At 68.8% G+C, this 12808-nt stretch carries 12 protein-coding genes; 7 read left to right on the forward strand and 5 right to left on the reverse strand.

Going from position 1 to position 12808, the window contains the following annotated elements:
- Positions 1-445: 445 nt before the first annotated feature.
- From IEY68_RS10855 to IEY68_RS10865, 3 genes are all read left to right on the forward strand, one after another.
- Positions 446-1024 (forward strand): TetR/AcrR family transcriptional regulator, encoded by a 579-nt coding sequence (locus IEY68_RS10855; protein WP_058854256.1) that lies wholly within the window; start codon positions 446-448, stop codon positions 1022-1024.
- A complete protein-coding gene (locus IEY68_RS10860) occupies positions 1021-2226 on the forward strand; it encodes an NADH:flavin oxidoreductase (RefSeq protein ID WP_058854198.1) in 1206 nt (401 codons plus the stop codon). Before IEY68_RS10855 ends, IEY68_RS10860 begins: the two co-directional genes overlap by 4 nt.
- Positions 2227-2402: 176 nt before the next feature.
- Positions 2403-2822 carry a hypothetical protein gene (locus tag IEY68_RS10865; protein WP_058854197.1) on the forward strand — a complete coding sequence of 140 codons (420 nt, stop codon included), beginning with the start codon at positions 2403-2405 and terminating at the stop codon, positions 2820-2822.
- 108 nt (positions 2823-2930) lie between these two features.
- Here the strand turns inward: IEY68_RS10865 and gad are convergent, their stop codons facing one another.
- Positions 2931-4370, reverse strand: coding sequence for a glutamate decarboxylase (gene gad / locus IEY68_RS10870; protein ID WP_058854255.1), 1440 nt, complete (start codon positions 4368-4370; stop codon positions 2931-2933).
- 365 nt (positions 4371-4735) lie between these two features.
- Between gad and IEY68_RS10875 the strand changes: the two genes are divergently transcribed.
- Positions 4736-5161, forward strand: a complete 426-nt coding sequence (locus IEY68_RS10875) for a VOC family protein (RefSeq protein ID WP_058854196.1) — start codon at positions 4736-4738, stop codon at positions 5159-5161.
- A 17-nt stretch (positions 5162-5178) separates the two neighbouring features.
- Positions 5179-6825 carry an MFS transporter gene (locus IEY68_RS10880; RefSeq protein ID WP_058854195.1) on the forward strand — a complete coding sequence of 549 codons (1647 nt, stop codon included), beginning with the start codon at positions 5179-5181 and terminating at the stop codon, positions 6823-6825.
- A 221-nt stretch (positions 6826-7046) separates the two neighbouring features.
- Here IEY68_RS10880 and IEY68_RS10885 read toward each other — a convergent pair whose 3' ends face one another.
- The 3 genes from IEY68_RS10885 to IEY68_RS10895 all read right to left on the reverse strand — a co-directional run bounded on the left by IEY68_RS10885 (position 7047) and on the right by IEY68_RS10895 (position 10163).
- Positions 7047-8555 carry a bifunctional phosphatase PAP2/diacylglycerol kinase family protein gene (locus tag IEY68_RS10885; protein WP_229718706.1) on the reverse strand — a complete coding sequence of 503 codons (1509 nt, stop codon included), beginning with the start codon at positions 8553-8555 and terminating at the stop codon, positions 7047-7049.
- A gap of 206 nt (positions 8556-8761) precedes the next feature.
- Complete coding sequence (msrA, locus tag IEY68_RS10890) at positions 8762-9226, reverse strand: peptide-methionine (S)-S-oxide reductase MsrA (RefSeq protein WP_373292967.1); 465 nt, start codon at positions 9224-9226, stop codon at positions 8762-8764.
- 115 nt (positions 9227-9341) lie between these two features.
- Positions 9342-10163, reverse strand: a complete 822-nt coding sequence (locus tag IEY68_RS10895) for a class I SAM-dependent methyltransferase (RefSeq protein WP_229718707.1) — start codon at positions 10161-10163, stop codon at positions 9342-9344.
- Positions 10164-10572: 409 nt separating this feature from the next.
- Here IEY68_RS10895 and IEY68_RS10900 point away from each other — a divergent pair, with 409 nt between their 5' ends.
- Positions 10573-11409: a class I SAM-dependent methyltransferase gene (locus IEY68_RS10900; RefSeq protein ID WP_058854253.1), complete on the forward strand. Its 837-nt coding sequence runs from the start codon at positions 10573-10575 to the stop codon at positions 11407-11409.
- Here the strand turns inward: IEY68_RS10900 and IEY68_RS10905 are convergent.
- On the reverse strand, positions 11406-11870 hold the full coding sequence (locus tag IEY68_RS10905) for a cupin domain-containing protein (RefSeq protein ID WP_063000215.1): 465 nt from the start codon (positions 11868-11870) through the stop codon (positions 11406-11408). The genes IEY68_RS10900 and IEY68_RS10905 overlap by 4 nt on opposite strands.
- A gap of 77 nt (positions 11871-11947) precedes the next feature.
- On the opposite strand from IEY68_RS10905, the gene IEY68_RS10910 reads away from it, so the two are divergent.
- On the forward strand, positions 11948-12517 hold the full coding sequence (locus tag IEY68_RS10910) for a TetR/AcrR family transcriptional regulator (protein WP_199804900.1): 570 nt from the start codon (positions 11948-11950) through the stop codon (positions 12515-12517).
- Positions 12518-12808: the final 291 nt, after the last annotated feature.

A 12808-nucleotide genomic window follows, 5' to 3' on the forward strand; every position in this document is an offset into this window, starting at 1 on the left:
TCGGATGCCACCGGGCGCAGAGAGGGCCGGTCGGGTCCGCGCGCGTGACGACACCACTTACTTCGGCGTTCGTCCGGCCGCGCCACGACGGGCTGTGCGGGATATCGGGTTGCCCGGGCCGGGCCGGGGCCCGGAGGCGGTGAGCGCACCGTAGTGCAGTCGTGTCCACGTGCCATCCGGACGAATCGCGCACCGCGTAGCTCTTGGATAGGAGCTCGGATCCGAACTCGGATACAAGCCGGAGGGCTTCACACGAGGAGAACGTAGGGTTCCGCCTACCGCACCCGGAACCAGTGGAACAGGGTCGGCCCGTCGCGACGGGTGAGTGGTCCGCGAAGCCGTTTGCGATCGGATAACCACTGACTCCGTGCGCTTCGACCTGCGTTTTCAAACAGTATTTCAATCAATGATTGAAAAGCATCCCGCGCGGTGGTTCACTGGCCGCATGCCCCAGCGAGTTTCGACCGCGACCCGTGAGCGTCTGCTCACCGCCGCCGAACGACTGCTGCTCACCGAGCGCTACGACGATGTCTCGGTGCGCCGCATCTGCACCGAGGCCGGGGCCAACCCCGCCGCCGTCCATTACCACTTCGGATCCAAGGAAGCCCTCGTGGCGGCTCTGCTCGAGGAACGTCTCGGGGCGCTGTGGGCCGACCGCCTCACCGAGGTCACCGCCGCGGCCGGGCCAGTGGCCGGCATCGTCGACGCGGTCCTCACCCCGTTCACCGATCTGGCCGCCGACCCGCTGGGCCGACTACATCTCCGGCTGCTCGCGCAATGCGTTATCGACCGGCAGGTGGGCCCGTGGCAGCAGCAGTGGTTCCGGATCGACTCGTGGGCCGGGCTGCTGCCCCAGCTGGGCGAACGGGAGAGCCGGCGCCGCTGGATGCTCGCCTTCGACCTCGTCATCATGCGATTCGGCCGAGCCGCCGCCGAGGACCGGGCCCTGAGCCCGCAGGCCGTGGCGACGCTGCGCGCATTCGTCGTGGCCGGCCTGACCGCACCGACAGGAGACACACTGTGACCGATGTATTCGCACCCGCCGCGCTGGGCCCGCTCACCCTGCGCAATCGGGTTATCAAAGCCGCGACCTTCGAAGGACGCACCCCGGACGCGCTGGTCACCGACGACCTCGTGGAATTCCACCGGGAGATCGCGGCGGGCGGTGTCGGGATGACGACGGTCGCCTATTGCGCGGTCGCGCCGGGCGGCCGCACCGACCGGCACCAGATCTACCTGCGACCGGAGGCGGTGCCGGGCCTACGGCGGCTCACCGACGCCGTGCACGCCGAAGGCGCGGCCGCCAGTGCGCAGATCGGTCATGCGGGGCCGGTGGCCAATTCCGCGTCCAACCGTCTGCCCGCGCTGGCGCCGAGCCGCATGTTCAGCCCACTCGGGATGAGCCCGATGAAGGTGCCCGATCCGGCCGAGATCCACGAACTCGTCATCGCCCATGCCGACGCGGCACTGCTGGCGATCGAATCCGGATTCGACGCGGTGGAAATACATTTCGGACACAACTACCTGGTGAGCTCGTTCCTGAGCCCGCTGCTGAACCGGCGCAAGGACCGCTACGGCGGCACCCTCGAGAACCGGGCCCGGCTGGCTCGCGATATCGCCCGCCGGGTGCGCGAGGCAGTGGGCGACCGGATCGCGGTCACCGCGAAACTGAATATGGAGGACGGCGTCCGCGGCGGACTCACCCTGCCGGATTCGTTGCAGGTGGCCGCGTGGCTGGAGGCCGACGGCGCCCTGGACGCGCTGGAATTGACCGCGGGCAGTTCGCTGCTGAATCCGATGCTGCTGTTCCACGGCGCGGCTCCACGCCGGGAGTTCGCGAAAACGCTTCCGGGCCCGACCCGCTGGGGCTTCCGGCTGATCGGGAAGGCGTTCCTGCGCGAATACCCGTACGAGAAGGCGTATCTGCTCGAACGCGCGCGCCAGTTCCGCCGGGAACTGGCCATGCCGCTGGTGCTGCTGGGCGGTATCACCGACCGGGAATCGATGGACCTGGCCATGGCCGAAGGATTCGATTTCGTCGCCATGGGCCGGGCGCTGTTGCGCGAACCGGATCTGTTGCACCGTATCCGATCCGACGCGCGTACCGAGTCGGCCTGCGTGCACTGCAACGAATGTATGCCCACCATCTACAGCCGCACCCGGTGCGTACTCCGCCTCGATCAACTCGAATCCACGACCCTGGATACCCCCACCACCGGTGGATAGGTGCACGACAAGGCCGGCGAATCCGCTGCTCACACGATTTGTCAGCCCCAATTAACGAACACCTGTTGAATGCGCCGTTGAATAACGGTACGGTTCAGGTCATCACAGCCGCACTTCCCCAGTGCAACTGCTTCCGCAATCGCCTCCGGGCGGTGCTACGACCGAGGGACCGAATCATGCATCGAACCGCACGCACCCGCCGACTCGCCGTCCGGATCGCGGCCACCGCCGCGATCATCCTGGCGCCGCTCGCCGTCACCGCCGCACCCGCACTCGCCGATAACGGGGCACCCGTGGTCACCGATAACGCGACCGAAGTCCAGGATGTCAGCCGCCCCGGCCGCCATGGACACGGCCACGGCGATCGCGGCTGGAACGGCCGCGGCGACCGCAGCTGGAACGGCCGGCACGACAACCCGATCGACTGGAATCGCGGCCGCCATCACGATCGCGGCTGGGATCGCGGCCGCCATCACGATCGCGGCTGGGATCACGGCCGGCACAACAACTGGGATCGCGGCTACGACCGCCCCGGCTACGGTTTCGGCCTGCCCTTCCCGCGGATCTTCCTGCCGGGCTCCGGTAGCGCATTCTGAACCTGAACAACGGCACATCAACCAAGTGTCGATAAGCCTCGGGTCGGCCCGGCCCGGGAAGAACGGAACCGGCCGACCGCGGCGACTGGATCGGCCGGTTCCGCTCTGTCAGGAATCCGCGTGCCGCACACCCGAATGATGCGGACGGATATCGGCGCCGTGCGAGAACGAGGCGGCCTCGGGGCCCCGCTGCGGCGCCTGCTGAGCCCGCAGCCTCGGCAGTGCCCGTTCCAGCGCCTCGATCAGCAGATCGGCCAGATCGTGACTGAAACCGTTGCGGACCACCACACGCAGTACTGCCAGGTCTTCCCGGTCGGCCGGGAAAGTGTAGGCGGGAACCAGCCAGCCCTGTTCACGCAGCGCCGCCGAGACATCGAAGACCGAGTAGCCCGTCTCGCCCGCCGCGAGGGTGAACGCGAACACCGGCAACTGCCGTCCGTCGGTGATCAACCGGAACGGGCCCAGACCCGCGATCCGGTCGGCGAGCGCGGACGCGACCTCCCGGCAATAGCCCTGCACCCGCGCGTAGCCGCGGTGACCGAGCCGCAGAAACGTGTAGTACTGCGCCACCACCTGCGCACCGGGCCGGGAGAAGTTCAGCGCGAAGGTCGGCATCTCACCGCCGAGATAGTTCACCCGGAACACCAGCTCGTCGGGTAGCGCGTCGGCGTCGCGCCACAGCACCCAGCCCACCCCCGGATAGATCAGCCCGTACTTGTGGCCGGAGGTGTTGATCGAGGCGACCCGGGGCAGCCGGAAATCCCATACCAGCTCGGGATCGCAGAACGGCGCGATCATCGCGCCCGAGGCACCGTCCACGTGCACCGGGATATCCCAGCCGCGTTCGGCCTGCACGCGATCCAGTGCGGCGCAGATCTCGGCGACCGGTTCATAGCTGCCGTCGAACGTGGATCCCAGAATCGCCACCACACCGATCGTGTTCTCGTCGCACCGGGCTGCCGCCTCTTCGGCGGTGAGGTGGAACCGGCCCCCCGACATCGGTACGACGCGCGGTTCGACGTCCCAGTACTCGGCGAACTTCTCCCAGCACACCTGGACATTGATCCCCATCACCAGGTTGGGCCGCTCGGTGGACTGCCCCGCCGCCCGCCGCCGCTTCTGCCACCGGCGTTTCATCGCCAGCCCGGCCAGCATGCACGCCTCGCTGGACCCCGTGGTCGAGCAGCCGACGCCGTGATCGGGGTCGGCGGCGTGCCACAGATCGGCGAGGATCCGCACACACCGCTGCTCGAGTTCGGCGGTGCGTGGGTACTCGTCCTTGTCGATCATGTTCTTGTCGAAGCATTCGCTCATCAGGATCCGCGCCGCGGGCTCCATCCACGTGGTGACGAAGGTCGCGAGATTGAGCCGGGCGTTGCCGTCGAGCAGAAGTTCGTCGTGCACGATCTGATAGGCGGTATCGCTGTCCATCTCCCGGGCCGGCAACCGGTTACGGGGCACCTCGACCGGCTCCCGGGTGAACACCGGATTCACCGAGATATCGTCACGGCCGGGGCCATCGGACCGAGACGGATGGGTCAATGCCATGGAGACCTCCACAAGCATTCGGGCCGGATGAGCGCTCGCCCGGGATGGGCGGGATACCTCCGAGTATCACCTGGCGCACGACTGTTCCGGCGTACGAGGGCCACCCGGCGGGTCGGCTCGGCGATCCGGGACCCCTGCCATCCGTTCCGCGGCCGCGAGCTCCGACGCCCTTTCGGCCGGTGCCACGGAACCGGGCCGGTCACGCATCCGCATGTGGGCGGGATCTGCCCCGGAACGAGGTGGCGAGGGATACGCTCGGCCGATCAGTCCGTGCGGCACCGCCCACCGCGGCCGGCGCCCTCGGGTTGTGCCGATTCCCCCTGGTCACGACATCCGCTCATTCGCATCACCAGAGGAGGAGACCCGTGAAATCCGTCAACGCGTATCTCATGTTCAACGGCAGTGCCGAAGAGGCGTTCACCTTCTACCAGTCGGTGTTCGGTGGCGAACTCCAGCTGATCCGGTTCGGCGATATGAGTGAGGGCGCGAACCTGCCGGACGAGGCCAAGACCCTGGTGGCTCATACCGCGCTGCCGCTGGCCGGGACCGGCCAGATCCTGATGGGCTCGGACTGCCCGCCCGGACAGACTGTGGAAGTTCCGCAGCGGCCGAACTTCACCGTCTGCCTGGAGGTCAGCGACCGGGACGAAGCCGAGCGCGTCTTCGGTGCCCTGAGCGCGGGCGGGTCGATCGATATGCACCTGGCCACCACCGAATGGACCGAACTGTTCGGCATGCTCACCGACAAGTTCTCGATCCCCTGGATGATCGACTACAACTCTGCCGAGTAGCCCACCCGCGAATCACCATGAGCATCGAGCAACCCGCGGCACCCGCGACCCGGCCGGGTTCCGGGCTGGTGCTGGGAGTGCTGTGCGCGGGGCAGTTCCTGATGACTCTGGACAGTTCGGTGATGAATGTGTCGATGGCGACGGTGGCCCGCGACATCGGCACCACCATCACCGGCATCCAGACCGCGATCACCCTCTATACGCTGGTCATGGCTTCGCTGATGATCACCGGCGGCAAAATCGGCGCGATCGCCGGACGTAAACGGGTGTTCGGCATCGGCCTGGTCGTGTACGGCGTGGGATCTTTCGTCACCGGCCTCGCACCGAATCTGGGCGTCCTGCTGCTGGGCTGGTCGCTGCTGGAGGGTATCGGAGCCGCGCTGATCATGCCGGCGATCGTGGCATTGGTGGCCGCGAACGTCGCGGCCGAACGCAGACCGGCCGCCTACGGCCTGGTCGCGGCAGCCGGCGCCGCGGCGGTCGCGGTGGGGCCGCTGCTCGGCGGCGCCGTGACCACCTACGCCTCCTGGCGGTTCGTATTCTTCGGCGAGGTCGTCGTGGTGGTGGTGATCATGCTGATGCTGCGCCGGATGACCGACACCCCCGTCGAATCCGCTCAGCTGGACCTGCTGGGTTCGGCGCTGTCGGTCGGCGGCCTGGCCATGATCGTGTACGGCGTCCTGCGCTCGAGTGAATGGGGTTGGATCCGGGAGCGGCCCGGTGCGCCCACGGTGTTCGGGCTGTCGCCGGTCGTCTGGCTACTGCTCGGAGGGCTGTTCGCGCTGTACCTGCTCCGGGAACGGCTGGCGGCCCGCGTACGCGGCGGATACGAACCACTGTTCGATCCGGATCTGCTGCGCAATCGGCAGCTCACCGGCGGCCTCGGTATGTTCTTCGCCCAGTTCTGTGTGCAGGCCGGGGTGTTCTTCGCGGTACCGCTGTTCCTGTCGGTGGTGCTGCAACTGAGCGCCCTCGGGACCGGCGCCCGTCTCCTGCCGCTCTCGGTGGCGTTGATCGTGACCGCGGTGGGCATACCGAGATTCGCCCCGCGCGCGGGCCCCCGGACGGTCGTTCGAAACGGCCTGCTGTCGATGATCCTCGGCATCCTGCTGCTCGCCGCCGGAATGGACCCGGGAGCCGACGCGCGCGTCGTCGCGGTGCCGATGCTGCTGATGGGCGCGGGCCTGGGCGCGCTGGCCTCGCAGCTGGGCGCGGTGACGGTGTCGTCGGTGCCGGAAGCGCGCAGCGCCGAAGTGGGCGGGCTGCAGAATACGGCGACCTATCTCGGTGCTTCGCTCGGAACCGCGCTGATCGGCTCCATCCTGATCACGACGCTCACCTCATCGGTCGTCGACGGTATCGAGAACAACCCCGCCGTACCCGCCGCGGTGCAACAGCAGGCCACGACCGAACTGGCCGACGGCGTCGCCTTTCTCTCCGATACCCAGTTACGCGACGCCCTCGCCGACGCGGGTGTGGACGGGCCGACCACCGACGCGGTGGTCGCGGTCAACTCCGAGGCGCGCCTGAACGCCCTGCACACCGCTTTCGCGGTCACCGCTCTGCTCGCGACGGCGGCACTGCTGGTAACCCGCCGGATCCCGGCACGCTCGCCGACCGCGCCGCCGGAGCCGGATACCGCGGTCCCCCCGGAAGGGGACTGATCGGCCGGTTCACTCGGCGGGCACCGGGTTCAGCCGCTGATCCGGGCAGCGAAGCCCGCCGGGCCGGTCGATACGATCTCCGGTCCGCGTCCCGCGGCGCCGCCGCCGCGGTGAGTACGGCGAGACGGTGGCGGGCGCGCCACGGTGTCACCCGGACCGGCCACCCACCGGCCGCCACGGTGCCGGAGACCACGGCGAAGAGTCCGCGACCGGGAATCCGCTCAGCGGAACCGGAACATCTCGGGTAGCCAGGGTGCCCGGCGGTGGTGCGGCCGGGCACGGTTGACCCACAGCGGATTCGATTCGTCACGCCGGTAGACCGTGAGCTGGCCGGCCACGGTAAACCGCAGATGGGTGGCGCTGCCGAACACCTCGCCGTCGGCCGCGAGCGATTCGGCCCGGGGCAGGTACACGAACAGTTCGGGCAGTTGCCGTTCCCCGTAGACGCGACTGTGCCCGATGGCGGCCAACAGCAGTGCGATCACCGCCCGGGTGCGCGACCAGCGCAGATCCGCACGCAGCCAGCGAATATCGAGCAGTCCGGAATCGAGACGGTCCCGGAAGGCCGGAACGGCACCGTGCGGATGGTAGGGACCGTTACCGACGAACAGGAACCACACCCGCTGCCAATGATCGTCCAGATAGATCTCGATCGGTTCGGCCCGGCGCAGCGTGACCACGAGTGCCGCCGCGAAAGCGGGCCATTTGCCCCAGCGCGGCTGCCATTCCTCGCGCAGCCGGACCAGATCCGGGTACGAGCCGAGGCTGAAGGTGTTGATCAGGTGCCGCGTCCGCATCTCGGTCGCGTCGCCGTATTCGACACCGGCGATATCCACCGCCACCGCTTCTCCGACACCGGTCGCGTCGACGACTTCGAGCAGATCATAGACACCGAGATCGCGGGCGAAATGATTGAGCGTGCCGGTCGGGATCACCACCAGCGGCAATTCGAAACGCAACGCGACCGCGGCCACGGCTGCCACCGTGCCGTCACCACCGGCCACTCCGAGGGCCACGACCGGTTCCGGCTGTTCGGCGATGGCGTGTTCGAGCAGCTCGGTGCAGTCGACATCGGGCTGGGTACGCAGTACGACAGCCGCGGGCAGCGCCGCGGCGATATCGTCGGTCGGGTCGTAGTTGGCATCACCGGATACCGGGTTCACGATGACGACGAGCCCTTTGCCCTCGGCCAGTACCGGCGCCTCACGGACCAGCCGCGCCTGCGCCTCGTCCGATTCCCGCACCGGCCACCAGCGCCGGGTGGCCAGCGCGATCCCGGAACCGACGGCGGCACCGACCAGGACATCCGAACCCCAGTGCACACCGGTGTGGACCCGGGAGTAGACGACCGCGGCCGCCAGTGGCGCCACGGCCAGCGCGGTACGCGGGCTCTCCATCGCGACAGCGGTCGCGAAGGCCGCGGCGCTGGCGCTGTGGCCCGACGGGAACGACGACGAGGACGGTGCCGGCGAGAGCCGGCGGTACTCGGGCATCAGTTCCGCGGCCGGCCGGCGCCGGGCGAAAACGGATTTGAGAACGATATTCGCGACAAAACTCGCACCGGCCACCGAGAGGACCCCGCGTAACGCGGCACGCCGGGTGGCTCCCCCACGCGCGGCGAGCAGCCCCGCACAGGCCATCCACAGCACACTGTGGTCGGCGCTTCCGGTCAGGCGCAGCAACCCGGTGTCCACCCGGGAGGCGGGCAGTTCCGCCACGGCGCCGCCCACGGCGCGATCGAATCGTCCGATCCTCTGGAACCTACGGCGCGCCCAACCACTCACGTGCCCGAGACTACTCATTGCCGCGGCCGGGCCGCGAACCGAAGCGGTCCGGTTCGAATCCACCGGGCCGCCCCCGGTCCGCGATGCCGCATCGGGTGGACCTCGCTGCGCTCCGGCCACGCGGATGAGGCCCCCCCGCGCCGCGTCGTCCGTCAGGCGGTGCTCTGCCGCCGCGGGAGCTTCCAACCCGGCCGCGGGAAGTGGCAGGTGTAGCCGTTCGGGAAGTGCTGCAGGTAGTCCTGATGCTCGCGTTCGGCCTCCCAGAACTCCGGCGCCGGTGTCACCTCGGTGACGACCTTGCCCGGCCACAGACCCGAATCCTCGACATCGACGATGGTGGCCAGCGCCTCCCGCTTCTGTTCGTCGTCGACATAGAAGATCTCGGAGCGGTAGCTGCTACCGATATCATTGCCCTGCCGATCCTTGGTCGTCGGATCGTGGATCTGGAAGAAGAACTCCAGCAGCGCCCGGTAATCGGTCTGCGCCGGGTCGTAGACGATCTCCACGGCCTCCGCGTGCCCCGGATGGTTGCGGTAGGTGGGGTGGTCGTTATGCCCGCCGGTATAGCCGACGCGCGTCGACAGGACCCCCGGCTGCTTACGGATCAGCTCCTCCATACCCCAGAAGCACCCACCGGCCAGGATCGCCTTGCGCGTTTCGGTCACGCTTCCTCCTTCGCGTTGTCTGCGCCGTGTACAACTCGCGACCGGGCCGGGAAAATCCCGGCCGCCGTTACGCTCGAGCACGCTGCGCGGTCACCAGCAGATACTCCCATTCCATCCGTCCGCCGCCCAGGTCGTGCGCGGCGCCGAGGTCGGCCAGTTCGCGGTCCAGCTGCGCGGCCCGGTCCGGATCGCCGGCGAGCGTCCGGTACATCGTGACCAGGGGACCGTAGTTGGTCTTGAAGAAGTCACGGAAAGCGGCGCCGTCGGCGAAGCATTCGACGACAGCGCGCTCCCGTCGTAACTCCAGATCCGTCACCCGGTCCCCCAGCAGTTCCGTGACATGCGCTTCGTCGCCCCACAGCGGCGGCGGTTGGGCGCCGGGCGGCGGGGTGGGGGCGAACGGTTTCATGATGGCGAACATCCGGCCGATGAACCCCTCCGGTGTCCAATTGATCAGTCCGATCGTCCCACCTGCCCTGGTCACCCGGACCAGTTCGTCGGCGGCGGTCTGGTGGAACGGCGCGAACATCACTCCCACGCAGGACAGGACGGCATCGAAGGCGGCCGCGTCGAAAGGCAGATCCTCGGCGTCTGCCTGCTCCCAGGTGAGCTCGACGCCCGCGGCGGCCGCATTGCGCCGGCCGACCTCGAACAATTCGGGTGTGAGGTCACTGGCCACCACCTCCGCGCCCGCCTCCGCGGCCGGAATGGCCGCGTTCCCGGCTCCGGCGGCGATATCGAGTACCCGCTGACCGGGTCGGATACGACAGGCCTCGACAAGCCTCCTGCCGAGTTCGGGAATCACGTCGGCGGCCACCCGCGGGTAGTCGCCGGACGCCCACATCGCTCTGTGCTTGCCCTTGAGATCACTGGGCGCGAACTGCGTCATCATCTGCTCCTCGGGATCGATCGAACCTCGGATCCGCTCACGGCAGGTCGCGCCCTCGGATGCTGTTTTCGCGGCCGCCTCTTGTAGTCGTTCCACCAGCTCAGCCGGTGCCGAGCACGTCTCATTGTCTGCCCCGGCCACCCGCCGCCGCAAACCCCGCCGCCCGATCCCCAACCGCGGACACCGCCGGCCTGTGTAGCCTGACCGGATACCGGAACAACGCCTTCGCGACGACCCGGCCGACCGGCCGGGACGGGGTACAGGCCGGACCCGGGCTTGGATCGGGACAGACGGAAGGGGCCCGGGTGGCCAGGATCGTGTGCGTCGACGGAGCCGTTCGGCACCGGCCTCCGGTACCAGCCGGACCGCCGCCGGTCGCCGGGGCGCGGACCGAACACCGGCGCCGGTCGTGACCAACGCCGATCGCGAACAGCGCCCGAGTTCGTGCGATTACGACGCCGAGCTGCGGCGCCACGACGACGTCCTGCGTCGTGCCGGTGACCTCCGCTTCCACGACCGCATCCTCGATATCGGATGCGGGTCCGGCCACACCACCCGGCAGGCCGCGCGCACGGCCCGGGCGGGCAGCGCGCTCGGTGTCGATATCTCCGCGTCGGCGATCGACCGGGCCCGCGAACTCGCCGACCGGCTTCCCAATGTGACCTTCGAGCAGGCCGACGCACAGGTCCACCGCTTCCCACACGAATACTTCGACGTGGCGATCAGCAGATTCGGCACGATGTTCTTCGGCGATCCCGCCGCTGCCTTCGCCAACATCGGGCGGGCACTGCGTCCGGACGGACGACTGGTGATGCTGGTCTGGCAGGCCGGTGAGCGAAACGAGTGGGACGTCGCGATCCGCCGGGCTCTCGGCGAACCCCGCGCAGCGGCAGCGCCCCCGCCCGCGGGACCGGATCCGTTCTCCCTCGCCGACCCGATGGCGGTGCTGGATCTGCTGGACGGTGCGGGGTTCGCCGATATCTCCTTCACCGACGTCCGCGAGCCCGTGTACTACGGCCCGGACCCGGACACCGCTCTCGACTGGGTGCGCGGTTTCACCTGTACCGCGAACGCGCTCGGCCGGCTGGGCCCGGCCGACGCGGCGCATGCGATCGCCCGGCTGCGCACGGAGCTCGCGGCGCACCGGGACGAGGACGGTGTCCGGTTCGACTCCCGTGCCTGGATCGTGTCCGCGCGCCGCGCCCGAGCCGGAAACCACGGCGCGCGAACACCGCTGCGGTCCTAGGCGGACTCCTCGTACCGGATGTCGTAGCGGGCCGCGATCGGATTGATCTTCACCGGATCCAGCACCCCGTCGGTGAGTACCGACGGTCCCGCCTCGAAGAGATCCTCCAGATAGCATTCCCACCCGCCCGGCGACGAGATCTGGAGCAGCCGGGGCGGTGGCACCGACACCGCGCGCAGCGCGTGCGGGACCCCATGCGGCAGCAGCACGAACATACCGGGGGTCACGGTGAGCGACCGGTCGGCGAAATCCACGCCCAGCTCCCCGTCCAGCACATAGATGCATTCGTCGGCCACGTGATGCGTATGCCGGGGTATATCGCGGGCGAGAGTCACCTCCAGCAGCGAAAACCTTCCTTCGGTATCACCGGTCAGCGCCTTCACCGCGAAGGCCGGTGGCAAGGGGACCCGGCCGCGGCGCACTTCCTGCGGCGCCAGCACTCGAAAACGATCCTCGGACATGGACTCACACCTCTCGACGAGCTAGAATCGGAAGCGGATTCCGATTCCGATTAATGCTAGCCACGAGAGGTTCACGGTTGTCAAGACCCACTCCCCGCCGCACCCCGCGCGCCGACGCGGCGCGTAACCGGGATCGCATACTCGCCACCGCGCGAACCTTTTTCGCCGAACACGGAAGCGGCGTCCAACTACCCGAGATCGCCCGCGCGGCCGGCGTCGGCATCGGCACCGTCTACCGCCACTTCCCCACCCATGGCGACCTCGTCGAAGCGGCCGCCGCGCAACGGTTCGCCGAAATCGAGGATTTCGCCCGCCGGGAGTGCCTCGACGGCGCGGAACCGGGGTCCGCCCTCGCCCGCTACCTGAATCGTGTCGGTGAGATCCTGGCAGCCGACCGCGGCCTGTCCGCCGCCATCGAATCGACTCGGCACTCGGCCGGTAGCGAGCCGCGGGGCGAGACCCGCGCCCGCCTCGAAACCGTGATCGGCGAGATCATCGAACTCGACCGCGCCGCAGGCACCTTGCGCGCCGATTGCACGGTGACCGACGTCTACATGATCGTGGGCGCCCTGTCGGCGACCATTCGCACCTCCAGCGGCGACTGGCGCAGATTGCTCGCCATCACGCTCGACGGTCTACGCCGGTAGCAAGACGCGAGAGTCCGGCCGCCCAGCCGGAAATCCGGGCGACAGAACGGCTCCGGAGCATCGACCGCCGGGCGGGCCCACCGGCGGAGATCACGACCGCCCTTCCCACGGCCGAAGAGAAGCGCGCGGCCGCGTGACCGTCGCTCGGCTGGCAGGCGGCCGTGGTCGACCGTAGAGTTCTCCGGAATCCCCGGCTCTCCCACCGGTTCCGCGCACATATCCGACGACCGGGACGGCAGCCGGACGTCTACCCGGGCTGACGTGATTGTTCTCAAACACACAGCGCCACAA

The sequence above is a fragment of the Nocardia jinanensis genome (assembly GCF_014645735.1).
In the GTDB taxonomy this organism is placed as follows: Bacteria; Actinomycetota; Actinomycetes; order Mycobacteriales; family Mycobacteriaceae; genus Nocardia; species Nocardia jinanensis.